Genomic DNA, 26,428 nt, shown 5'->3' with positions numbered 1-26,428 from the left:
ACACCGTCATCGGCGTGCTCGGCGACCTGAAACGCGAAAAGAGCCTTGCGAGCGCAGTCCTGTTGCCACCGGCCGTCGGCTCCCACTCGGCCAGCGGCTCGGCGCCACCGGCGACGGCCGGCTTGTCGTCGCCACCACGGCCCGCACCGGCGCGGGCCATGAGACCGGCGGCGACGGCGTCGGCGACGACGCGGGTCAGCAGGCCGACGGCGCGGATGGCGTCGTCGTTACCCGGGATCGGGTAGTCGACCTCGTCGGGGTCACAGTTGGTGTCGAGGATGGCCACGACCGGGATGTGAAGCTTGCGAGCCTCGCTGATCCCGATGTGCTCCTTCTTGGTGTCGACGACCCACACGGCGCTGGGAATCCGGGACATGTCCCGGATTCCGCCGAGGGTGCGCTCGAGCTTCTCCTTCTCACGACGGCGCATGAGGAGCTCCTTCTTCGTGAGCCCCGAGGCGGCCACGTTGTCGAAGTCGAGCTCCTCCAGCTCCTTCAGGCGCTGGAGCCTCTTGTGCACGGTGGAGAAGTTGGTGAGCATGCCGCCCAGCCAGCGCTGGTTGACGTACGGCATGCCGACGCGGGCGGCCTGCTCGGCGATGGCCTCCTGGGCCTGCTTCTTCGTGCCGATGAACATGATCGTGCCGCCGTGCGCGACGGTCTCCTTGACGAAGTCGTAGGCCCTGTCGATGAAGGCCAGCGACTTCTGCAGGTCGATGATGTAGATGCCGTTGCGCTCAGTGAAGATGAAGCGCTTCATCTTCGGGTTCCAGCGACGGGTCTGGTGGCCGAAGTGCACGCCGCTTTCGAGCAGCTGTCGCATGGTGACGACGGGGGTGGACATTGATTGTCCTCCAGATCGGGGCGCCCATCTCTGGGCGCTGTTCTCGGTTGGCCGCGACAACCTGCGGCTGTCGCCCTGATGCCCCGAACCGGATCCAGCCGGGCTCTCACCCGGACCGAGGGATCTTGGCTCTTGACGAGGCATGCGAAGTCGGCCCATGACGAATGGGCCACCAAAAATTGTACCCGTAACCGGGCCTCTCCCTGACCTTCGGTCGTCAAGCGCCCCTTACGCGTCACGGGGGAGGCCGTGTGGCCGGCGTCGAGCCCGAGGAAAGAGATTGATCTGCGCCTCGGCGATCCGAGCCCCGGACGGAGCGTCCGCCCGGTCTCTGACGGTGGTCTTGTAGGGGGCGAGCAGCTCATCGATCTGCTCGTTCAGCCGCCTCAGCTCATCGGCGTCGACCAGCAGGACGGCGCGGTTGAACACCGTGGCCTCGCGCCACTCCCGGGACTCCCGCTCCAGGTTCTCCATGGCCCGGGTCACCTCGTCCGCCGCCTGGTCCCGTAGGGCCTTGATCAGGAAGTCCTTGGCACTGCGCACATCCGGACTGTCCTCCGGGTCACGATTGACGCTCATGCCTACGGGGCTGGAGCGCCACAGCCGCTCCCTGCCGTCGCCGCGCGCGGGCGCGTCCTCGACGAAGCCGTACTTGGCGAGCATGCGCAGGTGGTAGCTGGCCGCGCTCGGTGTGACCCCGACGACCTCGGCGACCTCGGTCGCGGTGCAGGGCCCCTCGGCGTGGAGCCGGTTCAGGATCGCGAGCCGCGCGGGGTGGGCCAGCGCGCGCATCGCCATGGGATCGGTGAGGAACCTGTGCTTCCGTACCTCGGTCATGTGCAGACCGTACCCACTCCAAATATGAAACATTGCCTTCATAACTATGAAGGACTACCTTCACAATTATGAAGCATTCCCTTCACAGTTTCCGTAGGGCGACGTGACCTCCGTGTTCCAGCCGGTGCCGCTCAGGAGGCAGCGCGACTACCGGCTCCTGCTCTCCGCCCGTGCCGTCACCGAGACCGGCGCCGAGGTCTCCCGGCTGGCGGTGCCGCTCACCGCCGCCGTCCTGCTCGGCGCCTCCCCCACCCAGATGGGCGTGCTCACCGCCGTGACCTCGCTGCCCTACCTGCTGATCGGCCTCCAGGCGGGCGCCCTCGCCGACCGGCTGAGGCGGCACCGGCCGGTCATGATCGCCTGCGACCTGGTCTCGGCCGCCGCCATGGCCACCGTCCCGGCGGCCTGGATCACCGGGCTGCTGACCGTGCCGTGGCTGATCGCGGTGGCGTTCGTGGTCGGCACCTGCTCAGTGATCTTCAGGGCGGTCAACTTCCCGCACCTGGCCACCGTGGTCCACGAGAGTCAGCGGACCGAGGCGCTCGCGGGTTTCCAGTCGGCCTTCGCCGTGGCGAGCGTCGGCGGCCCCGGCCTCGCCGGGCTGCTCGTCCAGCTGATCACCGCGCCGTTCGCGATCCTGGTCGACGCGCTGTCCTTCCTGCTCTCGGCGTTCCTGATCCGGAGGATCACCGCGCCGGAAACCCACACCCCCGCTCCCCCGCGCGGCATGTGGACCGAGATCCGCGAGGGCCTGGGCACCGTGGCCCGGCACCCGGCGCTCCGCGCGCTCTGCGGCAGCGGGGTGACGATCAACTTCTTCGGCGGCGTGTACATGGCGCTGTTCGTGATCTACGCGCTCAACGTGCTCGACCTGCCCGGGGGCCTGGTCGGCGCGATCACCGCCTGCTTCGGCATCGGCGGCCTGCTCGGTGCCGCCGTGGTGCCACGCCTGACCAGACGGTTCGGTGAGAACCGGATGCTGCTCTGCGCCACCCTGCTCTTCCCCGTCGACTACGCGGTCGCGGCGCTCGCCGGCGGCCCGGCGTGGCGCAGCCTCCTGCTCATGTCCGCCACCGCGGTGACCTCCGGCATGGCCATCGTGGCCTTCTCCGTCTGCATGGGCGCCATCACCCTGCGCGAGACCCCCGCCGAACTGCGCGGCCGGGTCAACGCCACGATGTCCTTCATGATCCAGGGCGTCCTCACCCTCGGCAGCCTGGCCGGTGGCCTGCTCGGCGAGCTGCTGGGGCTCCGCCCGGTGCTGTGGATCTCCGCGGCCGGGGTGCTGACCACGATCGCCTGGATCGGCCTCTCCCCACTCCGCCACTCCGCCGGCACTTCGACACGGTGATCGCGATGCCCCGCGCGGCCACCTCACCACCAGGCGGGCGGGTGCTCGCCGTTCTCCGGAGGCGGGCTCGACCAGTACGGCGAGACGCCACCGACGGTGCCGGGGGGCCGGAGATAGGTCAGGCGGCCGAAGGCGCTGTCCATCTCCTCGATCAGATCGGTGACGTCCGGCTCCGGGGTGGCCGCGCCGTCGATCCGGCCGAGGCCGTCCAGCCATCGCGCGGTCCCCGCCAGGGAGAGCTCAACCCTCCAGGAGCCTCCCTCGGCGGACCGGCGGAGCAGGGCGGCCATCGCCCCGAAAGCGGCCAGGTAGCCGGTGGCGTGGTCGAGGACCTGGGCGGGAAGCGGATGCGGCCGCGATCCGTCACCACCCTCGTGCGCGATGCCGCACGCCATCTGCACCAGGCTGTCGAACCCGCGCCGGAGCGCCCACGGCCCGCCTCCCCCGTACGCCGAGACGTCCACGCAGACGATCCCCGGCCTGATCGCCGCCAGTTCCCCGGGGCCGAACCCCAGCGATTGGAGAGCCCCCGGCCGGTAGGACTGCACGAGCACGTCCGCCCCGGCCACCAGGTCGCGCAGCGCGGCGCTCCCGGCCGTCGTCCTCAGGTCGAGGTGACAGGACCGCTTGCCGAACGCGGTGCCGATCACCAGCCCCGGCACCTCGGGAAGGTGCCCGGCGCCCACCCTGAGCACCTGGGCGCCGTGGGCCGCCAGCGTGCGTGTCGCCACCGGCCCCGCGATCACCCTGGCCAGGTCGAGCACCCGAACCCCGTCCAGCGGCCGCCCTCCTCCCCTCCTCGGGGCACGGGTCCGCCCACCGCCGGAGTCTCCGAACCGGGTCAGGCCGACGAGCGGCGACCTGGCGACCTGGCGGGCCTGGGGGTGCTCGCGCCATTCGGCACGGCTGCGCATGGCCGCGGCGCATCCTCCCGCGGCCGTCACCGACTCCTCGACCTCGACGGCGGCCCGGCCGGCGCAGGCGCGCACGACGGCGTCCCTGCCCGCGGCCGGGGGAAGTCCCAGCGCCGCGAGAGCCGCGTCCCGGTGGTGATCGAAGTTGCAGTGCAACCGGACCCAGCCATCGGCGGCGCGGTAGTCACCCGAGAGAGGGGCCCACAGCTCCCCGGCGACTCCGTCGATCCTGAAGTGACGCTCGTCCCTGAAGGCCGCTGCCGCCTCCCGTACGTCCACCGCCGCCTCACGCCCGCCTCCCCCGAGCGCCGCGGCCGCCGCGGTGGCGGCTCCGACGGCGACGGCGGCGGCGGCGCCCACCCGGAAAACGGAAGGCAGCACCGGATCATCCCCGGTCACCCGTACCGGCGGCAGCTCGACCCCCGCCTCGGCCGCCAGCTCGCGAATACGTTCTCCGGCCACGCGATCCCTCCACACCCTCGGCCGCCTATCCACAGAATCCGGTTCGGCCCATATCCGCCGCACCGCTGGTCCGCATGCTCGCAGGCATGAGACCCTTCTCCGCCATCGGACTGCGAGCCGTGCTCTGCTCGCTGATCCTGGCCACTCCCGCAGCCGGCGCCCACCACGCGACCCCTCTCGCATCCCCCGGCGGAGAAACCGGCCGCGGGGCCGCACTCGGCATGGCGGGGGCGACGCGTCCGGGCGAGGCGCCCGCCCCCTCTCCACCTCCACTCTGGGGATGGCCGCTCGCCGGGCGACCACGGGTGCTCAGAGGGTTCGCGCCACCGGCGCAGCCGTGGCTGGCCGGCCACAGGGGCACCGACCTCGCCGCGTCGCCCGGAGCCGAGGTGCGTGCCGCGGGAGCCGGAACGGTCGGCTACGCGGGCCCACTCGCGGACCGTGGAGTGGTGACCGTGCTCCACTCCGGCGGCCTGCGGACGACCTACCTGCCCGTCCAGCCCTCGGTGGGACGCGGGCGGGCGGTGGCCACCGGCGAGGTGATCGGCGTCCTCCAGGACGTCCCCGGGCACTGCCCCACCGCCTGCCTGCACTGGGGGCTGCTCCGCGACCGCGCCTATCTCGACCCCCTGCTCCTCCTCGGTCACGGCCAGGTCCGCCTGCTCCCCCTGTGGCCCGGCCGGGATCTCGCCGGCCGTCCCGCGCAGCGGTGATCGCCGATGGGCACGCCGGTGCTCGTCCCTGACGGATGCCGAGGCGGCCTTTTCCCCGGGCAGACCTCCCGCCTCCCTGCCCGGGGAAAAGGCTATCCACCGAAAGGACGATCGGCGCGGAGACGCCAGCCCTGAGAGACACGCTCGACGTAGCCCGCGGCGGCCAGGCCGCCGAGGCAGGAGAGCACGGTCTCCAGGTCGACGCCCGCGGCGACGGCTATCGTCGCCGGCCCCATGCCGATCCGGGTGGGCATGGCCTCGACGACCTTCCTGCTCTCCGGGTCGAGCCGGTCACGGGGGAGCACCGGCCCGCGCGCCTCCGGGGCCAGGTCGGCGCCCATCGTTCCGGCGAGCTCGATCACCTCCTCGGCACCGGTGACGCAGACGGCTTTGCCCTGGCGGATCAGCCGATGGCACCCCGCCGAAGCATCCGAGGTCACCGGGCCCGGCACCGCGGCCAGCTGCCGGTTGAGCGCGACCGCGTGCCCGGCGGTGTTGAGCGCCCCGCTGCGCACGGCGGCCTCGACGACCACGGTGCTCCGTGACAGGGCCGCGATGAGCCGGTTCCTGACCAGAAACCTCGGCCGGGTCGGGTGCGCACCCATGGGACATTCGCTGACCAGCACCCCCTGCGCCCGAACGGCCGCGAACAGTTGCTGGTGCGCGCTGGGATAGGCGACGTCGGCGCCACAGGCGAGCACGACGACCGTCGGTGCCTCACCGGCGAGCGCACCACGGTGGGCGGCACCGTCGATGCCGTAGGCGCCGCCGGAGACGACCCCCCATCCCCTCTCGCTCAGCCCCGCCCCGAGCTCCGCCGCCACGTGCGTGCCATATGGCGTGGCGGCCCGGGAACCGACGACCGCGACGGACCTGAGGCAGGAGAATCGCAGGTCGGCGTCGCCGTGCAGCCAGAGCGCATGGGGCCGGGAGTCTCCCAGGTCATCCAGCTGGCTCGGCCACTCGGCGTCGCCGGGAATCACCAGCCTGGCGCCTATCCGCTCGCCCTCGGCCAGATCACGCCCGGGGTCGGCCGTCTTCAGCCGGGCCGCCCAGGACGCGACCATCCGGTCGAACCTGCCCGCGAGCCGTCCGTCCCACCCGGCCCTCCTGCCACCGCCCGCCCCTGAGGCACCGGCTGAGACACCATCGGACGCGCCGGCCCCTCCCCCACGCCGGTCCGGGCCCCTGTCGTACAGATTCCCGCCGTACGGACCGGAGCCCCCGTCGCAGGGACCGGGGCCTCCAGCCGGGCGGCCGTGGGTGTCGGCGAACCATCGGGTGAAATCCGCGTCCGTGGCGCCCTCCCGGACCAGGACGACGGCGGCCTGTGGACCGCGTAGGGCGACGAGCGCGCCCATCGCGGTGTCACCCGGTTCGGCCAGGCGCATCAGGGTGAGCCGCGCGAGCCTGTCGTTCAACGTTCCTCCCCCAGCCACAGCCCGAGGGCGGAGTTGGTCTCGTGCGGCTCCGGCCGGTCCTTGCCGGCGAGATCGGCCAGGGTCCAGGCCAGTTTGATGATCCGGTCAAGACCCCGGGCGCTCAGCAGGCCGCTGTCGAGATGCCGGAGCAGCGGTGACATCGCCGCGGGCGGCGGCCGGTATTCGGCATGGAGGGCGCGGGCGGGCATCTCCGCGTTGCAGCGCCACGGTGTGTTCGCGAACCGCTTGGCGGCGCGCTCACGGGCGAGCAGCACCCGCTCCGCCACCACCCTGCTGGGCTCGATGAAGCGGCGGTCGGCGAGGAGTTCACGCCGGGTCGACCTGAAGAGGCTGACCTTGACGTCCACCCGGTCGAGCAGCGGGCCGGAGAGCCTGGCGAGATAGCGACGGCGGGCGGCGGGAGCGCACGCGCACGGATCCTTGGGGGTGGAGGGCCGCGCGCACGGGCACCTGTTGGCCGCCAGCACCAGCGCGAACCTGGCGGGAAAGGTCACCGCCCCCAGCGCCCTGGAGACCGTCACCCGGCCCGATTCGAGCGGCTGCCTGAGCGCGTCGAGAACGGTCGTCGAGAACTCGGGGGCCTCATCGAGAAAGAGCACTCCCCGGTGGGCCAGCGAGACCGCACCAGGGCGGATCATCCCGCTGCCCCCACCGATGACGGACGCGACGGTCGCGGTGTGGTGTGGCGCCACGAACGGCGGGCGGACCAGCAGCGGGCGGTCCCTGGGCAGCACTCCGGCGACCGAGTGTATGGCGGTCACCTCCAGGGCCTGATCCCACTCCAGGGCCGGCAGCAGGGTCGGCAGCCGCTCGGCGAGCATGGTCTTGCCGGTGCCGGGAGGACCGAGCATCCAGAGGTTGTGACCACCGGCGGCGCAGACCTCCAGCGCGCGGCGGGCGACGGGTTGCCCGGCGACGTCTCCCAGGTCGGGACCGTCCTCGGCGCCACCGGCGGCACTGTCTCCCAGGTCGTGCCCGGGGACGGCCTCGTCGGGACATCCCGACGGAAGCGGGCGCGCGGCCCGGTGACCGGGATCTCCGGCGCAGTCCAGGACGCCTCCCGGCAGCTCGCCGCTTCGCAGCCCGCTCACCAGCGCGCCCAGGGTGGTCGCGGGGATCACGGTCACGCCCGGCACGAGACCCGCCTCGGCGGCGTTGCGCGCGGGGACGACGACGGTGCGGGCACCCGCGGCGACGGCCGCCAGCACCGCGGGGAGAACGCCCCTCACCGGCCGCACCGAGCCGTCGAGCCCCAGCTCACCCAGGAAGAACGGCTCGGCGACCCTGGCCGCGGGCACGAATCCGGCCGCCGCGAGCAGGGCCATCGCGATCGCCAGGTCGAAGAGGCTGCCCCGCTTGGGCAGGCTGGCGGGAAACAGGCTGACGGTGATCCGGGCGTCGGGCCACGCGTACCGGCTGTTGACCAGGGCGGAGCGGACCCGGTCGCGGGCTTCGCTCAGCGCGGTGTCCAGCATTCCGATCAGGTGCAGACCCGCGACACCGCTGCCGATGTCGGCCTCGATCTCGACGAGACGGCCGGTCACCCCGACCAGGGCGACGCAGCGCGTGCGTGCGACGGCCACTCACCTCACCTCCCGCGGGGTGGGATGTGGGGAGCGAATGATCCAGGACAGGCCAGGAGACATCAGCACACCCCCCGCTCGTGGCGGATGGCGAAATCCCCGGCGAACCGCTCAAGGGCGACGACGTCGACGCGGATCGCGTCGAACCCCTCCTGGTGCTCGGCGACCCATCTGGCCACGAGCATGCGCAGGCGCGCGATCTTCGCATCGGTGACCGCCTCGAAGGCGGTGCCGTGACGGCGGCCGGAGCGGGTCTTCACCTCCACCGCGACGAGCGTGCGCCCCTCTCGGGCGACGACGTCGATCTCCCCGTCCGGGCATCGCCAGTTGCGATCCAGGATCTGCAGGTCGTGCGCGAGCAGATAGTCGACGGCGACCTGTTCGCCGTACCTGCCGAGCTCATCTTTCGCGGCCATGGAACCACCTCCGGTTCCCGACCTTCGCTCAGCTCACCGCGCCCCCGACGAGCCGAACGGGACTCTGTGGACAACCGGCCGGACACCAGGCGCGCCTGTGGACGACGCCCCGGCCCGCGGACAGCGTTCTCGCAGCTCAGCAATGGTCAAAAAGCCGCAAAGCCCCTCAGGAGGAGAAGCCCTCCTTCGGCATCTCCAGATCGGGTTTGGCGAGTTCCTCGACGTTCACGTCCTTGAAGGTCACCACGCGGACGTTCTTGACGAACCTCGCGGGCCGGTACATGTCCCAGACCCAGGCGTCCTGCATCTTCACGTCGAAGAACACGTCGCCGTTCTCGGCGGTCCGCACGTCGAGATCGACGGAGTTGGTGAGATAGAAGCGCCGCTCAGTCTCCACGACGTATGTGAACAGGCCGACAACGTCGCGGTACTCACGGTAAAGCTGCAGCTCCATCTCGGTTTCGTACTTCTCGAGATCCTCTGCGCTCATACCGGTCCTCCTGTTAAACGCACACCCCGGCCCGCCCGATCAGACGCACCGGCCCCCAGTTCATTCTCACCCATCACCTCGCCCGCTCCTGACCGTGCCACCGTCGAGAACGAGAAGCGGTGGTCCGGACACGGACCGTAGGTGCTGAGAGCCCTGCGATGATCGACGGTGCCATACCCCTTGTGCACGGCGAATCCGTACCGGGGATGACGTTCGTGCAACGCGACCATCATCTCGTCCCGCGTCACCTTGGCCACGATCGAGGCCGCCGCGATGCAGGCCGCGACCTGATCTCCCTTCCACACCCCCAATGACGGCATGGGCAACCCGGGAACGGGAAACCCGTCGGTGAGAACGTAGCCGGGCTGACGGGGAAGTCGTGCCACGGCCCTGCGCATTCCGTCGATGTTGGATCTGTGCAGGCCACGGGCGTCGATCTCACCCGGCGGGATCACCATCACACTCACCGCCTCCGCGGTCGCCGTGATCCGCTCGTACAGCGACTCACGGCGGGAGGCCGTCAGCTGCTTGGAATCACCCAGGCCGTCGATCCGGCCGCCCAGCACCACGGCGGCGACCACCAGAGGCCCGGCACAGGCGCCACGGCCCGCCTCGTCGACCCCCGCCACGGGACCGAGCCCGCGGCGGTCAAGGGCCCGCTCGTAGCCGTACAGCCCTAAATCGCGCCGGACCACGCTGGGCCTGGGGCGAAACGCAACCGTCATGACACCTCGGGTGACACAGCGACCATGACCAGAGAGTACGCCCCCTCCGGTGCATTCGGTACCGCTATCTCACCTTGAGAAAGCTCTCCGGCCTCGAAAGGATCGTGGCCCTGGAGAACGGCCAGTAGATCGCCACCGCACGGCCGACGACGTCGTCCTCGGAGATCGTGCCCTCCTCCTTCCGCTCCTCGTGGGCGCGCGAGTCGGCGGAGGCGGTGCGGTGGTCGCCCATGACCCACAGTCTCCCGGCGGGGACCACCTTCTCGAACGCGTCCCCCGAGGGGAAGTCGCCGGGGTACAGGTAGGAGCCCTCTTCGAGCGGCACTCCGTTGACCGTGATCCGCTTCTTGGCGTCGCAGCACTTCACCGTGTCACCACCGACCGCGATGACCCGTTTGATGGTGTCCTCGTCGTTCCAGCCCTTGAAAACCACGATGTCGCCACGCTCGGCGTCGCCGTGCAGCTTGTTGACGACCACCCGGTCACCCACCTGAAGGGTGTTCTCCATCGACTCCGACGGGATCCAGAACGACTGGAAGACGAAGGCCTGCAACAGCAGCGCCACCACCACCCCGCACACCAGCAGGAACAGCGACTCGCGCAGGTTGCCGCCCTTACCGGACTTCTTGTTCTTGTCAGCCTCGGGTTCCACGGTCATGAGGTCCGGCTACCGCCTTGAAAGCCGGCGACGACGCCACAGCACCAGCGGCACGGCGCCTGCGAAGCCCGCGAGGAACGGGGCCGCGCCTCCCACGGCCGCGGCGGCTTTGAGAGCCGGTTGACCGAAGGTGTCGGGAATGGGAATGGTCGTGGCCCTGGAGAACGGCCACACGATCACGAAGGCCCGGCCGATCACCTTGTCCACCGAGATCGTCCCGCCACCGGGATCGCCCAGGTGGGAGCGGGAGTCGAGGGAGACCAACCGGTGGTCGCCCATCACCCACAGGCGGCCCTCGGGGACCTTGGCCTCGAAGAACTTCTGGGACGGCACGTCACCCGGGTAGAGGTAGTCCTCGTCGAGGGGGACCCCGTTGACCGTCACCCGGCCCTGGGCGTCGCAGCACTTCACCGTGTCGCCACCGACGCCGATGACCCGCTTGATGTAGTCCTTCTCGCCGGGGACCACGCCGAAGGCGGTTCCGACCCAGCGGAAGAACCCCGCGACCGGGTTGGACGGCTCCTCAAGGTCGATCTCGGGATCCCAGGAGTCGACCCCGGAGAACACCACCACGTCGCCGCGTTCGATGTCCCGGACGCGGTAGACGAGCTTGTTGACCAGGACCCGGTCGTTCGTGAGGAGGGTGTTCTCCATCGACTCCGAAGGAATGTAGAACGCCTGGATCACGAAGGTCTTGATTATGAGAGCGAGCACCACCGCCACGACGATCAGAACAGGCAGCTCCTTCCAGAAGGAGCCCTTCTTCTTGCCCTTGTCGCTCTTGGCGTTCTTCTGGGTGTCTTCGGCGACCACGTCCACCTCGTCCTCGACAGGTCGACGCGAGACTGCGCCGTACTCCCGGTCTTCGCTAGTCATCGCTGACGAGCCTAGATGATGGGCGGCACCAAGTGGTCGAGTGACGGGGTACCGCATAGCCATGCGTATTGCCATAGGAGGTCAAACCTCCTTACATGCGACTGGCCCGCTCCCCGGAAAAGAGGACGCGGGCCAGGGCGGCGACTACCGCGCGCCTAGCGGGCCTCGCGCTTCTCGCGGATACGGGCGGCCTTGCCGCGCAGGTCACGCATGTAGTAGAGCTTGGCCCGGCGGACGTCGCCACGGGTCACGAGGACGATCTTCTCGATGACCGGGCTGTGCACCGGGAAGGTACGCTCGACGCCGACGCTGTAGCTGACCTTGCGAACCGTGAAGGTCTCGCGGGCGCCACCGCCCTGGCGGCGGAGGACGAAGCCCTTGAAGACCTGGACACGGGACCTGCTGCCCTCAATGACCCGGACGTGAACCTCGAGCGTGTCACCGGGCCGGAAGTTCGGGATGTCGGTGCGGAGCGCGGACTTCTCGAGCTCGCTGATCAGCGTGTGCATGGCAGTGGTACCTCATTTTTAAACGCACCCGGAGGTCCATCCGGCCGCGACGGAGCGGCGTCGTGATGGACACGCGTGCTGAAATGGACTGTGTCTCGGAGCCGGAACCGTCTACCCGGCGGCGCGTGCGCCGCGGCGAGACCGGCCTGGGGGCCGGGAAGGCAGTCGGCGACAACGCTTCAGTCTGCCATATTTTCCCGACCGACCGGAAATCAGCCGGTCAGGGCGGCCGGGCCGGCCTCCGCATCGGCTGCCGCTCAGGGGACGGAACCGGTCAGGGAGCCGGGCCGACAGAGCCGGTCCCGGGCTGGTCGAGCTCGGACAGGAGCTGCCTGTCGTGCTTGTCCAGGCTCTGCGGGGTGAGCGCCGCCAGCAGTTCGGGCCGGTTTCTCGCGGTACGGCGCAGTGCCTGGTCCCGCCGCCACCGGGCGATCTTTCCGTGATGCCCGGAGAGCAGGATCTCCGGCACCTCGTGCCCCCGCCACTCGGGCGGCTTGGTGTAGACGGGACCTTCGAGAAGGTTCTCCATCGCGCCGGGCGCGAAGGAGTCGTCCACGGCCGAGTGGACGTTGCCGAGCACACCCGGCAGCAGCCGCCCGATGGCCTCGATCATCACCAGCACGGCCACCTCGCCTCCGGCGAGCACGTAGTCCCCGATGCTGACCTCGTCCACGCGCATGCGCGCGCCGTACTCGGCCATCACCCTGGAGTCGATGCCCTCGTAGCGGGCCGGGGTGAACAGCAGCCAGGGCTCGGCGGCGTACTCCATCGCCAGCTTCTGGGTGAAGGGCACACCGCTGGGAGTCGGCACGATCATCCGCGGCAGGGCCACGGGGTCCGCGGCGAGGACCTCGTCGAGGGCCTCTCCCCAGGGCTCGGGCTTCATGACCATGCCGGGGCCACCCCCGTAGGGTGTGTCGTCCACCGTGCGGTGCACGTCGTGGGCGTGGTCGCGGAGCTGGTGGAGACGGACGTCGAGGATGCCACGCTCGCGGGCCTTGCCGATGAGGGAGACGTCGAGGGGGGCGAAGTACTCGGGGAAGATCGAGATGACGTCGACGCGCATGTCAGACGATCTCGTCCGGATCGAGCAGTCCCGCCGGGGCGTCCACCACGAGGATGCCCTTCTCAAGGTCGATCACCGGGACCAGCGCCTTGACGAACGGCACGTAGACCTCCGCCTTCCCACGCCGTACGACGAGCAGGTCCTGGCCGTGGTGGAGCACGTCGGACACCTCGCCCACCCGCTCGCCGTCGGGCTTGACCACGGCGAGGCCGATGAGCTGGTGATCGTAGAACTCGTCGGGATCGTCGGACGGCGGGATGTCCGCCGAGTCGATGACGAGCATGGTGCCGCGGAGTTCCTCCGCGTGGTCGCGGTCGCTCACACCCTCGAACCTGACCAGCAGGATGCCCGAATGCCAGCGGCGGGACTCGACGACCAGCGGGCCGGCCGAGGCGGGGTCGGTGGCCAGGGCGGTGCCCGGGGCGAAGCGCCTGTCAGGCTCGTCGGTGCGCACCTCCACGGACACGTCTCCGCGGAGTCCGTGCGGGCGGCCGATCCGCCCTACGACGAGCTGCACGCCCGCCTCCTCACATAGTGGTGCCGGTGGAAAGCAGACGGGCCACCCGCGCTGGGCGGGTGGCCCGTTCGCTCGATTGGACGCGTCCGGCGGCTAGCGGGCCTCGTTCAGGTCGAGCAGATCGACCCGGACGTACTTGCCGTCGCCGAGGGCGTTCACGACCGTGCGAAGCGCCTTGGCCGTACGGCCACCGCGGCCGATGACCTTACCGAGGTCCTCGGGATGCACCCGGACCTCAAGCACACGCCCGCTGCGGATGCGGCGAGCGTGAACCTGGACGTCGTCGGGATATTCGACGATGCCCTTCACCAGGTGCTCGAGGGCCTCCTCAAGCACCTCAGGCCTCGCCTTCCGGCTTCTCCTCGGCGGCCGCGGTGGGCTCAGCCGGGGCCTCGGCGGGGGCCTCTTCAGCCTTGGGAGCCGCCTTGCGGGTCGACTTCTTCGGCGTGATGGCGGCTTCCAGAGACAGCGCCTCCTTGGCCGCGGCCTCGTAGACGGCGTGGCGGTCGGCCTTGGGCTCGGCGACCAGGAGCGGAGCCGGAGCCGACTCGCCCTTGAACTTCTGCCAGTCGCCGGTGAGCTTGAGGAGCTTGAGGACGGGCTCGGTCGGCTGCGCGCCGACACCCAGCCAGTAGGCCGCCCGCTCGGAGTTGACCTCGATGCGCGAGGGGTTCTCCTTCGGGTGGTAGAGGCCGATCTCCTCGATCGCCCGGCCGTCACGCTTGGTGCGGCTGTCGGCGATGACGATGCGGTACTGCGGGTTGCGGATCATGCCGAGCCGCTTGAGCTTGATCTTGACTGCCACTGGTGTGGTCTCTCCTGCATTAGAGCGTGGGTGAGCGGTGTCTCATCGAGTGGGGCACGAGGAGAGGACCGATCGAGGGACAGGCATGGCACGCGGGAGTGAGAGGGCAACCACGTGTCACGATGTTCCAACATGTCATTGTGCCAGACGCGCGGGGGTGCCCGGCCAATCCACGGCCATCCCCCGCGGCGGCCGGAGGGCAAATCTCGGTAATCCACGTGTGTCCGGGCCCCCGGCGGGTCCGGCCTGCTGCGCTAAATGGCCGCCGTGGCAACCACCCTCAGATCTCTGCTGCTGACCGCGACCGGATCCATCACCGTGCTGGGAGCGGTGCTGACCATCAGGGCGACCCCTGCCGGTCAGGCCGACGTGCCTCCGGCGTCCGCCCCGTCCCCTGCCGTAACCCCGGGAACCGGCCACGACGGTGTCCCCTGGGCCCCCTGGCCGTCTCACGTCCCACGAGGAACGTCCGCGCCTCCTCAAACCCCGCTCCTGCCCGGGGCTCCGGCGCGGCCGGGAGCACCCGCCCCGCCGGAGACCCTCGAACCGCCGGGGACCGCCTCGCGGTTCGGAGCCCCCGTCCTGCCCGAGGCACCGATCCTGCCGGGAGCCGCCCAGCCGCCGGAGATTCCCGCACCCCCGGGAGCACCCGCGCGGCCTGCGTACCCGCCGTACGATCCGCCGGCCGGGATGCCGTGGTGGGAGCACTACTTCGGACGTACCCCGAGCAGTTCGAGCACGGCCACCAGGATGAACCCCGCGACGATGATCACCCAGATCCATCTGGCACGCGCGTGGAAGGGTCCATCGCTCATTTCTGACCGGGGAGCTTGAACTTCGAGGGATCGAAGCCCGGCGGCAGCTCCAGGCCAGGAGGCAGCTGCTGCCGGGAACCGAGCTTGCCGAGGAGGCCGTTCCCCGCCGGGGCCGCGGGCTCGCCGGACTTGTCGGGGGCGGCCTTGCCGAGCGCCGCCTTGCGCGGGTCACCGCTGACCCTGCGTCCCTTGGCCGCCTTCTTCTGCGCGGCCTTGGCTCCCTTGCGACCGCCGGGCATGCCGGGGATGCCCATGCCGCCGGCCATCCGCTTCATCATCTTCTGGGCGTCGAAGAAGCGGGTGACCAGGCCGCTCACCTCGGTCACCGTCACACCGGAGCCCCTCGCGATACGGGCACGGCGTGAGCCGTCGATCATCTTCGGATTGTGACGCTCGGCGGGCGTCATGGAGCGGATGATGGCGGCGATGCGGTCGAGGTCGCGGTCGTCCACCTGGTTGAGCTGATCACGCATCTGCCCCATGCCGGGCATCATGCCGAGCAGGTTCTTGATGGGGCCCATCTTCTGGACCATCATCATCTGCTCGAGGAAGTCCTCCAGGGTGAAGCCCTCGCCCGAGGTGAGCTTGCTCGCCATCTTGGCGGCCTCGGCCTCGTCGAAGGTCTTCTGGGCCTGCTCGATCAGGGTGAGGATGTCACCCATGTCGAGGATGCGGGAGGCCATCCGGTCCGGGTGGAAGGCGTCGAAGTCCTCGAGCTTCTCACCGGTGGACGCGAACATGATCGGCCTGCCGGTGATGTGGCGGACCGACAGTGCGGCGCCGCCGCGGGCGTCGCCGTCGAGCTTGGTCAGCACGACGCCGTCGAAACCGACGCCCTCCATGAACGCCTGGGCCGTGCTGACGGCGTCCTGGCCGATCATCGCGTCGACGACGAACAGGACCTCGTCGGGCGAGACCGCGTCGCGGATGTCCGCCGCCTGCTTCATCAGCTCCTGGTCGATGCCCAGGCGGCCCGCGGTGTCGATGATGACGATGTCGTGCTGCTGCCGCTTGGCGTGGTCGATCGACTGGCGGGCCACCGCGACCGGGTCGCCGACGCCGTTTCCCGGCTCGGGCGCGTAGACCGCGACGCCCGCGCGCTCGGCCACGACCGAGAGCTGCTGTACCGCGTTGGGCCGCTGGAGGTCGGCGGCGACCAGCAGCGGCGTGTGGTTCTGCTCACGCAGCCAGCGGGCGAGCTTGCCGGCCAGGGTCGTCTTGCCCGCGCCCTGCAGGCCCGCGAGCATGACGACGGTCGGCGGGTTCTTGGCATAGCGGAGCCGCCGGGTCTCGCCGCCGAGGATCTCGATGAGCTCGTCATTGACGATCTTGACGACCTGCTGCGCCGGGTTCAGCGCCTGGGAGACCTCGGCGCCGCGGGCGCGCTCCTTGACCTGGGCGACGAACGCCTTGACCACGGGCAGCGCGACATCGGCCTCGAGGAGCGCGATGCGGATCTCGCGGCAGGTCGCGTCGATGTCGGCCTCGGAGAGCCGACCCTTGGATCGAAGGGAGGAGAAGACCGATGTCAGCCGGTCGGAAAGCGTCTCGAACACGTGATTGGCCAGCCTCTGCGCTACAGGTCTGCGACTCGACCTCCCAGCCTATCCGCTGGGAGGTGCGACTGACGCCCTCCCGCGGTCAGCGGCCCCAACCGGGCACGGCCATCCGCACGGTGAGCGCGTGCTCCACAAGCGTGATGAGCGTGGCCTTCACCGCGTCGCGCGAGCGGGCGTCGGTCCTGGAGATGGGGATGTGCGGCGCCAGCGTCAGCGCCTCGCGTACCTCCTCCTCACCGTGCAGGTAGGTGCCGTCCCACCCGTTGACCGCGACGACGAAGGGGAGCTTGGCCTCCTCGAAGTAGTCGATCGCCGGGAAGCTGTCGGCCAGCCGCCGGGTGTCGACGAGCACGATCGCGCCGATCGCGCCGCGGACCAGGTCGTCCCACATGAACCAGAACCGGTGCTGGCCGGGCGTGCCGAACAGGTAAAGGATCAGGTCGCGGTCCAGCGAGACGCGGCCGAAGTCCATCGCGACCGTGGTGGTGGTCTTGTTCGGAGTGAGGCCGAGATCGTCGATCCCGGCGCTGGCGTCGGTCATCACCGCCTCCGTGGTCAGCGGCAGGATTTCCGACACCGCCCCCACGAACGTGGTCTTACCGACACCGAATCCCCCGGCGACGACGATTTTCGTCGATGTCAGGCCGCCGCCGCGGCTAGAGCCTGCGAAGTCCACTGAGCACCCTTTCCAGCAGGTTGAGATCCGGCTTGCCCGCGTCCAGCTGAGGCTGATGCAGCTGGATCAGACCCTCGGCGGCCATGTCGGCGACCAGGATCCGGGTCACGCCGAGCGGGATGCGGAGCATCGCGGAGATCTCAGCGACCGAACGCACTTGCCGGCACAGGGCACTGATCGCCTGATACTCCGGGGTGCGGGTGGATAAATCGTGATGTATGGAGGTCGCCGAGGAGACCAGGGCCTCCAGGGCGAGTTGGGTCCGGGGGGCGGTGCGCCCCCCGGTCACGGCATACGGGCGGACGAGGGAGCTCTGCTCCGACGGCGCCGGCTGCATGAGATGCGAAGGACCCCCCTGTTGCCGGTGGGGGTCGTCCATCGAATGGTAGGGAAACCCGCTGCGCGGGTCGCCCTCACCGGTCCAGCCGCGGCCTGCCACGACAGCCTCCTAGCGTCATCGCCGTCACCGTGAGTGGGAAGACTGCAGTTCCGCGCGGACGGCCGGGGTCAGCACCTGGCCTGCCCGCTCGACGAGCATCGTCATCTGGTAGGCCACCAGTCCCATGTCACAGTCGGCGGCGGCCAGCACCGCCAGACAGGAACCGTCACTGATGGACATGATGAGGAGCAGCCCTCGTTGCATCTCCACCACGGTCTGGGTGACCGCACCGCCTTCGAAAACCCGTGAGGCGCCCTGGGTCAGGCTGATCAGGCCGGCCGCGACCGCGGCCAGCTGGTCCGCCCTGTCCCTGGGAAATCCGTCGGAATACGCCAACGGCAGACCGTCCGCCGACACGACGACTGTGTGCGCCACACCTGGGACGTTGTTCACAAAGTCAGTGATCAGCCAATTGACCCCCCGGGCGGCCTGGCTCATTTCGCGCACGTGTCATCCTCCTTGGCGACCATGATGAGCTCGCTCACCGGTCCTCCTTGTTTCCTTCAACGTCCCGGCCGAAGTCGGGATACGGCCGTCCGTCCGCGGCGCCCCTGGCGGCCGCGCGGCCCTGTCGTACGCCCTGCTGGAAGCTGGCCAGCCTGTTGCGCACCGCCTCCGGGGAGACTGTCGGCCGGAGCGCGGGAGTTTGGGGAGCCGCGCTCAGGTCGGGCGCGGCCGTGCCGGGCACCAGGTTCGCCTTGGGCACCCGCTTGGGCAGCCCGGAACCGGTGATCCCGCCGAGTGAGGGCTCGCTGGCGGCCTTGGCCGCCTGCCAGCCCACGTCGGCGGGTGACGACCAGCCGGTCCCCTGCGTGGGGGCGGCCTGCTGTGAGAGCTGGACGGTCTCCTGAACGGCCTGGGCCGGCCGGGCCGGTTCGACCTCCTCGACCCGTTCCTCGGCGGCCTGGACCGGATCGACCTTCCTGAACCAGTCGGACTCGACGGCCGCGAAGATCGGCAGGAACTCCTCCTTCGCCTCTTCCATGGGCGAGGAGTCGGGGATCACCGGCAGCGGGCCGGTGTTGTCCGCCGCGTCGAACGGGCGCCGCCCGAACGGACCGGAGTTGCCGGTGGACGGCCAGCCTCCGGAGTCGCCGCCGCGGAACGAGGAACTCGACCAGACGTCGGACCCGCCGTCCCTGCTCTGCCCGCCGGGCCAGACGGGGGCGTCACCGCGCGCGGGCGCGCTCGGTCCCCCGGACCACATTCCGGTGTCGCCTCTGGACGGGCTGCCCTGGCCCTGATGCCACGCGGTGGGGTCGGGCTGGGAGGCGTCCGGCCAGCCGGGGGTGGCGCCGGGCGGCGGAAGCTGTCCCGGCCACGGGGTGTCGACGGGTGCCTGCCCGAACTGGCCGCCTCCGAAGGGAGGCTGCGAGGCCTCGAAGGAGTTGAACTGCTGCCCCAGGTCGAAGGAGGCGAACGAGTTCTGGTGGGCGGCCTCGAACGAGGCGAAGGACGGCATCTGGGGAGCCGCGGGGCTGGCCAGCACGGGCGGGCGGTCCATGGAGGCCGTGGATCCGGCCCAGTCTCCGCCCTGCGACATGGCACCGGGCGCGCCTCCCGGGCGGGCGGTGACGGCGAGCAGGTTCTCCGGGAGCAGGACCATGGCGGTCAGGCCGCCGCTGTCCTGCTGCCTGAGCTGGACTCGGATGCCGTGCCGCAGGGCAAGGCGGCCGACCACGAACAGGCCCATCCGGCGGGAGACCGAGACGTCCACCACCGGCGGGTTGGCCAGTCGCCAGTTGGCCTGGGCGAGCTCCTCGGCGGTCATGCCGATGCCGATGTCGGTCACCGAGACCATCACGCCACCACCGTCGATGCGGTTGCTGGAGACGATGACCTTGGTCTCCCGGGGGGAGAAGGAGATCGCGTTCTCCACGAGCTCCGCGATCAGGTGGACAACGTCGTTGACGGAGGTTCCGGCCACGGCCACGCCCGCGGACAGCTGCAGGTCGACCCGCTCGTAGTTCTCGACCTCCGACAGCGAGGCGCGGACCACGTCGATGAGCGGGACCGGCTGGCTCCACCGGCGGGCGGGCTCCTGACCGGCGAGGACCAGGAGGTTCTCCGAGTTGCGGCGCATGCGGGTGGCGAGGTGGTCGAGGCGGAAGAGGCTGCCGAGCCGGCCCTCGTCCTGCTCGCCCTGCTCCAGGCTCTCGATGAGGGAGAGCTGGCGCTCCACCAGGGTCTGGCTGCGCCGGGAGAGGTTGACGAACATCGAGTTGACGTTGCTCCGCAGCGTGGCCTCCTGGCCCGCCAGCCGCACGGCCTCACGGTGGACCTCGTCGAAGGCCCGGGCCACCTCACCGATCTCGTCGTCGGAGGCGACACCGATCGGGGTGATGTCGGTGGTCGAGACCTCGCCGCTCTCGCGCATGCTCTGGACGGTCTCGGGGAGACGCTGGCCGGCGATGGACAGCGCCTCGGTACGGAGCCTGCGCAGCGGCCTGACCAGCGACCGCGCCATGACCGCGGTGATGATCAGGACGAGGATGAGCAGCAGCGCGCTCAGCCCGGCGGCGATCAGCGCTCCGCGCTGCTCCGACTCCTGCAGGACCCGGCTCTGCGTGATGAGGGTGTCGGCGACCTGCTCCTCCACGGTGCGCATGCGCTCGACGATGTCGCTGGAGGCGTCGAACCACGTCGTCTGGTCGCCGAGTCCGGTCCTGGAGACGTCGACGTTCCTCAGCGGCTGACTGTTGAGGGCCAGGACGATGGCACGGGCGCGCAGTGCGGCCGCGCGGTCCTTCTTCTGGCTGCTGACCGTGTCGTCGTAGAGCTGGCGCTGGGCGACCGAGGCCTCGGAGCGGAAGGTCGCGAGCTCGCTGTCGAACTGCGCCCGGGCGGCCAGCGTGGCGTTGAGGCCTTCGGCGCTGAACCCCCTGACGGCGAGAGCGATGGCGAGGTTCGCCCGCTCCCTGGACGCCTGTTCCTTGGCCCTGGCCAGCGCGGCGAACGCGGCCGCGCTGGCGGTGATCTCCTGGTCCGCGACGCCCTGAATGATCTCGTCGTGCAGGGCGAGCAGGTCCGCGATGGTACGGGAGTACGCGGCGATCATGGGCTGGGCCGGCATCTGGGTGGCCGTCGCCGCGTCACGCAGGCTCTTGAGCTCGTCGATGCGGGCGCGGATCTGCGTGAGCTCGTCCCTGCTCCGGGTGCTGAGCGCCTCAACGATGCCGCTGTCATTGATGACACCGTCGATGCGGGCGCGCACCTCTCGGGCGACGCCGTCGACGCTCTCGTACTGCTTGCGCAGATTCGACTTGCCGGTGCTCAGACGCCCCTGTGCCACGTGCCGGGCCGACAGGTCCCGCTCAAGCTGCAGCTCGTCGGCCAGGTTGCTCAGGCCCGCGGTGAGTTCGGCGGTGGTACGCACGCGCTCGTACTCGGCGGCGCTGCTGATCGAGGTGGTGACCCGCAGGCCGCCCAGCACGATCGCGGCGGCCGTGGGGATGACGATGAGCGCGATCAGTCGCGACCTCACCCGCCAGTTCTTGAGCGCGAGCTTGCCGCCGTTCCTCGCAGACCTCTCGGAGCCGGAGCCGTCTGGGCCCTGACCCGGGCCGCTCTGCGGCTGCCCCCCCTGATTGTCGAATCCCAGGGCAGGTGCCAGCCCGGATTCGCGTTCGCTGGGGATTGACGCTGTCCTCACTGGCCTCCGCTGCCTCTCCTCGGATCGTCTGCTTGGAGGGGATCGCGTCACGCAATGATGTGCTAGTGACGCCGACGCATCCATGGGGTAGGGGTTATTGGAGCACAGCCGGATGAGTTCGGCCAACAGCACATAACTCGCATTTCCCACCGAACGGGCACACCGCACCCGTAACCGGGCGATGACTCTCCGCCCTGTAACCACAAACTTCCACAAAGTTGCGAAACAGATTTATTGACATCTTTGCTTATGCCCGCTATGCGGACCTATCTGTTGATTGTTACGGATGTGGCAACTGGGTGGCGTATGCCTGCTTTGTAGCTTCGGGGCGATAGGGGCGAAAGGGGTGATATTTGTAATTTGACTGATCTACTCCGCTACTCTGATCCGCGGTCGGCAAACCCCCCCTTGACCAACATGCCTCCCGGGACCCCCTTCATGTCGCCCGATGAGTTACCGCGAGTTCCGGCAGGGGCGGTCAAATGCAGCTAATGCAGCTAAGGAGACCCATGAGGTTCACACTTGCGAGCCGGGCCGTCATCGCAGGAGTCGCCGCCGCCCTGGTGCTGAGCGCCTGCGGAGGTTCCGACAAGTCCACTGACACCACCGCCGCGAACGCGGGCGGTCTGGAGAAGACCCAGATCAAGATCGGCGCGCTGCCGATCCCCGACTCGGCCGCGCTCTACATCGCCAAGGACAAGGGCTACTTCAAGGATGAGGGGCTCACCGTCGACATCGAGCCGGTGGTCGGCGGAGCCCAGGCCCAGCAGGCCCTCGTCGGCGGATCCCTGGACGCCACCCAGACGAACTACGTCTCGGCCTTCCTCGCCGTCGCGGCCGGCAACAAGATGAAGATCATCTCGGACCTCTACCAGGCCGCTCCGAACTCGTTCAACATCATGGTGCCCAAGGACTCGTCGATCAAGACGCCCGCCGACCTCAAGGGCAAGAAGATCGCGGTCAACAGCCTCAAGAACATCGGCACCCTGGCGGTGACCACGGTGCTCAAGACGCACGGCCTCACCGAGAACGACGTGCAGTTCCTGGAGTTCCCCTTCCCCGAGATGGGCGCCCAGCTGGCCAGCAAGACCGTCGACGCGGCCTGGATGACGGAGCCGGCCCTGACCGCGGTGCAGAAGAACCTCGGCGCCCAGAAGCTCGCCGACACGATGGTCGACTCCACGGCGGACTTCCCCATCGCCGGCGTGGTCGTCATGGAGAACTTCGCCACCGAGAACCCCAACACCGTCGCCGCCTTCCAGCGGGCGATCGCCAAGGCCCAGCAGATCTCCGCCACCGACCGCAAGGCCGTCGAGCAGATCCTGCCGACCTACACCAAGATCGACGCCGCGACCGCCGCCGTCATCACCCTCGGCTCCTTCCCCACCAGCCTTGACGAGACCCGCCTGCAGCGCGTCGCCGACCTGATGGTCGAGCAGGGCTACCTGAAGAGCCCGATCCAGGCCAAGACCATCCTTCCCGGCAACCTCGGGTGACACGGCGCAACCCGCTCGACAACAGACTGCTCTGCGGCGCCCTCGGCGTCGCGGGGCTGTTCTGCGTCATGGAGGTCGCGGGCCGGACCGGGCTGATCGACCCGCTCGTGTTTCCGCTGGCCTCCACGGTGCTCGGTCGAGCAGCCACGCTGGTGACCGACGGGGAGTTCCTCTCCGACGTCACCTCGACCCTCGGGGCCTGGGCTCTTGGACTGCTGTTCACCGTCGCGCTCGCCGTGCCCGCCGGGTTCCTGCTCGGCAGCCTGCCCCGGGTGGAGAGCGCGCTCCGGCCGATCCTTGAGTTCCTGCGCCCGATCCCGTCGATCGCGCTGATCCCGCTGGCGCTCGCCGTGTTCTCCGACAGGTTCGACATGAAGGTCACCCTGATCGTCTACGCGGCGACCTGGCCCGTCCTGATCAACACGATGTACGGCCTCAAGGACGTCGACCCGCTCGCCAAGGAGACCCTCCGCAGCTTCGGGTTCGGGAAGTCGGCCGTGCTGTGGCGCGTCTCCCTGCCGAGCACGGCGCCCTTCATCGCCACCGGTGTCCGGCTGGCGTCGGCGATCGCGCTCATCGTGGCGATCAGCGCGGAGCTGCTCGGCGGCGGCGCCCAGGGCATCGGCAGTTACGTCCTGGAGAGCGGCGGCAGCGCGGACGCGGTGGAGTACATCATCGCCGCCGCCATCTGGGCCGGAATCATCGGCGTGGTCACCAACAGCCTGTTCGTGCTCGCGGAACGGCGGATCTTCCGCTGGCACACCGCCCGTACGGAGGTGGTCTGATGAACGGCCTGCTGCGCGGCGTGGTCCGGCTGTGGCCGGTGCCCGTCGTGCTGCTGCTGTGGGAGCTGCTCACCCGCGGCATCGAGATGCTGAGTTTCCCGCCGCCGTCGCAGATCGCGACCAGCATGTACACGATGTGGCTGACCGGCCCCGCGGAACGGCTCTGGTTGACCGAGGCGGCGCTGACGAACATCCCCGCGAGCATCGGCCGGCTGCTGGCCGGGTGGGTGCTGGCCGGGGTCGTCGGGATCGTCCTCGGGGTCGCCCTGGGCCGCTCCCCGCTGCTCTTCCGTTTCATCGACCCCCTGGTCCAGTTCGCCCGCGCCATCCCGCCGCCCATGCTGCTGGCGTTCTTCATGGCGTTGTTCTCCATCGGCCCCCGGATGCAGATCAGCTTCATCGCGTTCGGCATCGTCTGGCCGGTCCTGATCAACGCCTCCGAGGGGGCACGGCAGGTCGACCGCCAGCATCTGGACACCGCCAGGGTCTTCGGGCTGTCGGGCGGGGAGCGGCTGTTCCGGATCATCCTGCCCTCGGCCATGCCGAAGATCTTCGCCGGACTCCGGGTCAGCCTGTCACTGGCGCTGATCCTCATGGTGCTCTCCGAGCTGGTCGGCAGCACCGACGGGATCGGCTTCCAGCTTCTGGACGCCCAGAGGTCATACGACTTCTCCAGCGTGTGGGGAACCATCGTGGTGCTCGGCGTCCTGGGATACGTGTTCAACTCGGCGTTCCTGGCGGCCGAGCGACGTGTCCTGTCCTGGCACCGCTCCGCCAAGCAGACGACCTGAGGACCTGCTGTGCTTGAGATCACGAATCTGTCCCACACCTACGGCAGCGGACCGACCGCCCACAACGCGCTGGGTGGCATCGACCTGAAGGTCGCCCAGGGTGAGCTGGTGTGCATCGTCGGCCCCTCCGGATGCGGCAAGTCCACACTGCTGCGCTCCATCGCGGGGCTGCTCCGGCCCAGTGGTGGCCAGGTCACGCTCAACGGCGCCCAGGTCGAGCAGACCCCCGACAACCTGGCCGTGGTCTTCCAGGACTACAGCCGCTCCCTGTTCCCCTGGATGTCGGTGGTCGAAAACGTCTCGCTCCCGCTGCGCCGCAGGGGAATGGACAAACGGCAGCGCGGGCAGGCGGCGATGGAGGCGCTGGAAGAGGTCGGCCTGGACAGCGCCGCGGCCAAGTACCCGTGGCAACTTTCCGGGGGCATGCAACAGAGGGTGTCCATCGCCCGCGCCCTGGCCTACCGCCCGGCCCTGTTGCTGATGGACGAGCCCTTCGGCTCCGTGGACGCCCAGACCCGCGAGGACCTGGAAGACCTGACCCTGCGGGTCCGCAACCTGCACAACATGACCATCGTGCTGATCACCCACGACATCGACGAGAGCGTCTACGTCGGTGACCGCGTCGTGGTCCTGTCCAAGGCCCCTGCCGGGATCGTCGGTGACCTGCGCGTGGACCTGCCGGGACCGCGCGACCAGATCACCACCCGCGAGCACCCCGACTTCGTGCACCTGCGCGCCGAGGTCGGCCGCCTGGTGCGCGGCATGCGGAGCCCGTCGGCCTCGACCCCCTGAGGCCCGATCTTCAAAAACGCCTGCCGGAATCCGAACCGCTCCCCGCCCGAGCACGCGGGTCCGGCGCGCACGCTTGCCGGGGCGTGGTGGTCCCCCCCTCAGGGCCGCACGCCGCAGAGAGAGGATTTTCATGAGCGACCCACAGGCACTGGTATGGGATGCGATCGGTGGCGTCTCCCGTTTCGCCGCCCTGGCCACGATGGCCGAACTGGGCTGCGCCGACCACCTGCGAGACGGCGCCCTGAGCGTTGACGAGCTCGCACTGCGCTGCGGCGCCGATGCCTCCGCGCTCGGCAGGGTGCTCCGCGAGCTCGCCGCCATGGGCATGGTCGCCACCGCGGCGCCCGGCACCTACGAGCTGACCGAGGCAGGTGTCACCCTCCGCACCGACGTGCCCGGCTCGCTCCGCTCCGCCGTACGGATGATCGTCGAGGAGGGCTTCTGGTACGGCATGGGCATGCTCCCGCAGACCGTGCGCACCGGCAGGTCGGGCTTCGTCGAGCGGCACGGGCACCTCTACGGCTACCTGAAGGCCAACCCCGGGGCCGGTGCGCTGTTCAACGACTACATGGTGGTCAGGGCCCGGCCGTTCGCGGACGCCGTGGCCTCCCACTACGACTTCTCCGGGGTGCGAACCCTGGTGGACGTGGCCGGCGGCAAGGGGCACATCCTGGCCGCCGTTCTGAAGGCCCACTCAGATCTGGACGGGGTGCTGTTCGACCAGAAACAGGTGGTCAGCGCGGCCAGGGAGTTCTTCGCCGAGACCGGCCTTGAAGACCGGTGCAAATTCGTGGACGGTGACTTCTTCGTCTCGGTACCCGCCGGGGCGGACGCCTACCTGCTGAGCAGTGTGATCCACAACTGGTCCGACGAGGACTCGGTGCGAATTCTGCGCAATGTCAGGGAGGCCGTCTCCGACGACGGCCGAGTGCTCCTGGTGGAGGCCGTGGTGCCGGACGACGACAGGTCGCACATCAGTAAGGACATCGACATGCGAATGCTCGCCCTTTTCGGCGAGGGCATGGAGCGCAGCACCTCCGAGTACACCGAACTCCTGGGCAAGTCCGGTTTCCGGCTCAACCGGCAGGTGGAACTGCCCGGCGGCGCCTCAATTGTTGAGGCCCTGCCTATTTAGGGGCCGATATGGGGCCGGTGTAAAGGCCGACATCGGGCTCGCGAAAAAAGCGGCGGCCGGTGACGTGAACCTCACGTCAC

The 26,428-nt window shown here is 69.7% G+C and carries 27 protein-coding genes; 7 read left to right on the top strand and 20 right to left on the bottom strand.

What is annotated here, in order from left to right:
• On the bottom strand, positions 1-844 hold an 844-nt coding region (rpsB, locus tag ABZU75_RS34500), incomplete at its 3' end, for a 30S ribosomal protein S2 (RefSeq protein ID WP_355563587.1).
• Between the two features lie 228 nt (positions 845-1,072).
• Positions 1,073-1,681 (bottom strand): helix-turn-helix domain-containing protein, encoded by a 609-nt coding sequence (locus ABZU75_RS34495; RefSeq protein WP_355563584.1) that lies wholly within the window; start codon positions 1,679-1,681, stop codon positions 1,073-1,075.
• Positions 1,682-1,784: 103 nt separating this feature from the next.
• Here ABZU75_RS34495 and ABZU75_RS34490 point away from each other — a divergent pair, with 103 nt between their 5' ends.
• Positions 1,785-3,032: an MFS transporter gene (locus tag ABZU75_RS34490; RefSeq protein WP_355563581.1), complete on the top strand. Its 1,248-nt coding sequence runs from the start codon at positions 1,785-1,787 to the stop codon at positions 3,030-3,032.
• 23 nt (positions 3,033-3,055) lie between these two features.
• Here ABZU75_RS34490 and ABZU75_RS34485 read toward each other — a convergent pair whose 3' ends face one another.
• Positions 3,056-4,408, bottom strand: a complete 1,353-nt coding sequence (locus ABZU75_RS34485; RefSeq protein ID WP_355563578.1) for a CoA transferase — start codon at positions 4,406-4,408, stop codon at positions 3,056-3,058.
• A gap of 86 nt (positions 4,409-4,494) precedes the next feature.
• Here ABZU75_RS34485 and ABZU75_RS34480 point away from each other — a divergent pair, with 86 nt between their 5' ends.
• A complete protein-coding gene (locus ABZU75_RS34480) occupies positions 4,495-5,121 on the top strand; it encodes a M23 family metallopeptidase (RefSeq protein ID WP_355563575.1) in 627 nt (208 codons plus the stop codon).
• 92 nt (positions 5,122-5,213) lie between these two features.
• Here ABZU75_RS34480 and dprA read toward each other — a convergent pair whose 3' ends face one another.
• The 17 genes from dprA to ABZU75_RS34395 all read right to left on the bottom strand — a co-directional run bounded on the left by dprA (position 5,214) and on the right by ABZU75_RS34395 (position 21,181).
• Positions 5,214-6,542, bottom strand: a complete 1,329-nt coding sequence (dprA, locus tag ABZU75_RS34475) for a DNA-processing protein DprA (protein ID WP_355563572.1) — start codon at positions 6,540-6,542, stop codon at positions 5,214-5,216.
• A complete protein-coding gene (locus ABZU75_RS34470) occupies positions 6,539-8,146 on the bottom strand; it encodes a YifB family Mg chelatase-like AAA ATPase (protein WP_355563568.1) in 1,608 nt (535 codons plus the stop codon). The genes dprA and ABZU75_RS34470 overlap by 4 nt, the downstream gene beginning before the upstream one ends.
• Before the next feature lie 62 nt (positions 8,147-8,208).
• Positions 8,209-8,562 carry a YraN family protein gene (locus ABZU75_RS34465; RefSeq protein ID WP_350924013.1) on the bottom strand — a complete coding sequence of 118 codons (354 nt, stop codon included), beginning with the start codon at positions 8,560-8,562 and terminating at the stop codon, positions 8,209-8,211.
• A gap of 166 nt (positions 8,563-8,728) precedes the next feature.
• Positions 8,729-9,052, bottom strand: a complete 324-nt coding sequence (locus ABZU75_RS34460; protein ID WP_030511723.1) for a DUF2469 domain-containing protein — start codon at positions 9,050-9,052, stop codon at positions 8,729-8,731.
• A complete protein-coding gene (locus tag ABZU75_RS34455) occupies positions 9,049-9,777 on the bottom strand; it encodes a ribonuclease HII (RefSeq protein ID WP_355563563.1) in 729 nt (242 codons plus the stop codon). Before ABZU75_RS34455 ends, ABZU75_RS34460 begins: the two co-directional genes overlap by 4 nt.
• A gap of 64 nt (positions 9,778-9,841) precedes the next feature.
• On the bottom strand, positions 9,842-10,435 hold the full coding sequence (gene lepB, locus ABZU75_RS34450; protein ID WP_355563560.1) for a signal peptidase I: 594 nt from the start codon (positions 10,433-10,435) through the stop codon (positions 9,842-9,844).
• 9 nt (positions 10,436-10,444) lie between these two features.
• Positions 10,445-11,311, bottom strand: coding sequence for a signal peptidase I (gene lepB, locus ABZU75_RS34445; RefSeq protein WP_355563557.1), 867 nt, complete (start codon positions 11,309-11,311; stop codon positions 10,445-10,447).
• Between the two features lie 155 nt (positions 11,312-11,466).
• Positions 11,467-11,820 (bottom strand): 50S ribosomal protein L19, encoded by a 354-nt coding sequence (rplS, locus tag ABZU75_RS34440; protein WP_350924003.1) that lies wholly within the window; start codon positions 11,818-11,820, stop codon positions 11,467-11,469.
• Positions 11,821-12,094: 274 nt separating this feature from the next.
• On the bottom strand, positions 12,095-12,886 hold the full coding sequence (gene trmD, locus ABZU75_RS34435) for a tRNA (guanosine(37)-N1)-methyltransferase TrmD (RefSeq protein WP_355563554.1): 792 nt from the start codon (positions 12,884-12,886) through the stop codon (positions 12,095-12,097).
• A gap of 1 nt (position 12,887) precedes the next feature.
• Positions 12,888-13,403, bottom strand: coding sequence for a ribosome maturation factor RimM (rimM, locus tag ABZU75_RS34430; RefSeq protein ID WP_350923999.1), 516 nt, complete (start codon positions 13,401-13,403; stop codon positions 12,888-12,890).
• A gap of 93 nt (positions 13,404-13,496) precedes the next feature.
• Positions 13,497-13,739 (bottom strand): RNA-binding protein, encoded by a 243-nt coding sequence (locus tag ABZU75_RS34425; RefSeq protein WP_030906210.1) that lies wholly within the window; start codon positions 13,737-13,739, stop codon positions 13,497-13,499.
• A gap of 1 nt (position 13,740) precedes the next feature.
• Complete coding sequence (gene rpsP / locus ABZU75_RS34420) at positions 13,741-14,208, bottom strand: 30S ribosomal protein S16 (RefSeq protein WP_355563549.1); 468 nt, start codon at positions 14,206-14,208, stop codon at positions 13,741-13,743.
• Positions 14,209-15,019: 811 nt separating this feature from the next.
• The gene (gene ffh, locus ABZU75_RS34415; RefSeq protein WP_355563546.1) at positions 15,020-16,579 is read right to left on the bottom strand and encodes a signal recognition particle protein; all 1,560 of its coding nucleotides are present in this window, start codon (positions 16,577-16,579) and stop codon (positions 15,020-15,022) included.
• Positions 16,580-16,664: 85 nt separating this feature from the next.
• Positions 16,665-17,258, bottom strand: coding sequence for an ATP/GTP-binding protein (locus ABZU75_RS34410; RefSeq protein ID WP_350923991.1), 594 nt, complete (start codon positions 17,256-17,258; stop codon positions 16,665-16,667).
• Entirely contained in the window at positions 17,239-17,595 is a 357-nt protein-coding gene (locus ABZU75_RS34405) for a DUF742 domain-containing protein (RefSeq protein ID WP_343972076.1), read from the bottom strand. The genes ABZU75_RS34410 and ABZU75_RS34405 overlap by 20 nt, the downstream gene beginning before the upstream one ends.
• Before the next feature lie 126 nt (positions 17,596-17,721).
• Positions 17,722-18,135, bottom strand: a complete 414-nt coding sequence (locus tag ABZU75_RS34400; RefSeq protein WP_326646986.1) for a roadblock/LC7 domain-containing protein — start codon at positions 18,133-18,135, stop codon at positions 17,722-17,724.
• 43 nt (positions 18,136-18,178) lie between these two features.
• Positions 18,179-21,181, bottom strand: a complete 3,003-nt coding sequence (locus tag ABZU75_RS34395) for a nitrate- and nitrite sensing domain-containing protein (RefSeq protein WP_355563543.1) — start codon at positions 21,179-21,181, stop codon at positions 18,179-18,181.
• A 677-nt stretch (positions 21,182-21,858) separates the two neighbouring features.
• On the opposite strand from ABZU75_RS34395, the gene ABZU75_RS34390 reads away from it, so the two are divergent.
• The 5 genes from ABZU75_RS34390 (at position 21,859) to ABZU75_RS34370 (ending at position 26,348) form a co-directional block, all read left to right on the top strand.
• Positions 21,859-22,845: an ABC transporter substrate-binding protein gene (locus ABZU75_RS34390; protein WP_350923987.1), complete on the top strand. Its 987-nt coding sequence runs from the start codon at positions 21,859-21,861 to the stop codon at positions 22,843-22,845.
• Entirely contained in the window at positions 22,842-23,630 is a 789-nt protein-coding gene (locus tag ABZU75_RS34385; protein WP_350923985.1) for an ABC transporter permease, read from the top strand. Before ABZU75_RS34390 ends, ABZU75_RS34385 begins: the two co-directional genes overlap by 4 nt.
• Positions 23,630-24,421: an ABC transporter permease gene (locus ABZU75_RS34380; protein ID WP_355563538.1), complete on the top strand. Its 792-nt coding sequence runs from the start codon at positions 23,630-23,632 to the stop codon at positions 24,419-24,421. Before ABZU75_RS34385 ends, ABZU75_RS34380 begins: the two co-directional genes overlap by 1 nt.
• A gap of 9 nt (positions 24,422-24,430) precedes the next feature.
• On the top strand, positions 24,431-25,213 hold the full coding sequence (locus ABZU75_RS34375) for an ABC transporter ATP-binding protein (protein ID WP_350923981.1): 783 nt from the start codon (positions 24,431-24,433) through the stop codon (positions 25,211-25,213).
• A 130-nt stretch (positions 25,214-25,343) separates the two neighbouring features.
• Positions 25,344-26,348, top strand: a complete 1,005-nt coding sequence (locus ABZU75_RS34370; RefSeq protein WP_355563535.1) for a methyltransferase — start codon at positions 25,344-25,346, stop codon at positions 26,346-26,348.
• Positions 26,349-26,428: the final 80 nt, after the last annotated feature.

The sequence above is a fragment of the Streptosporangium sp. NPDC005286 genome, assembly GCF_040607515.1.
Lineage (GTDB): Bacteria > Actinomycetota > Actinomycetes > Streptosporangiales > Streptosporangiaceae > Streptosporangium.
The sequence above is the reverse complement of the archived record's forward strand: the minus strand, read 5'-3'. Positions and strand labels throughout refer to the sequence as shown.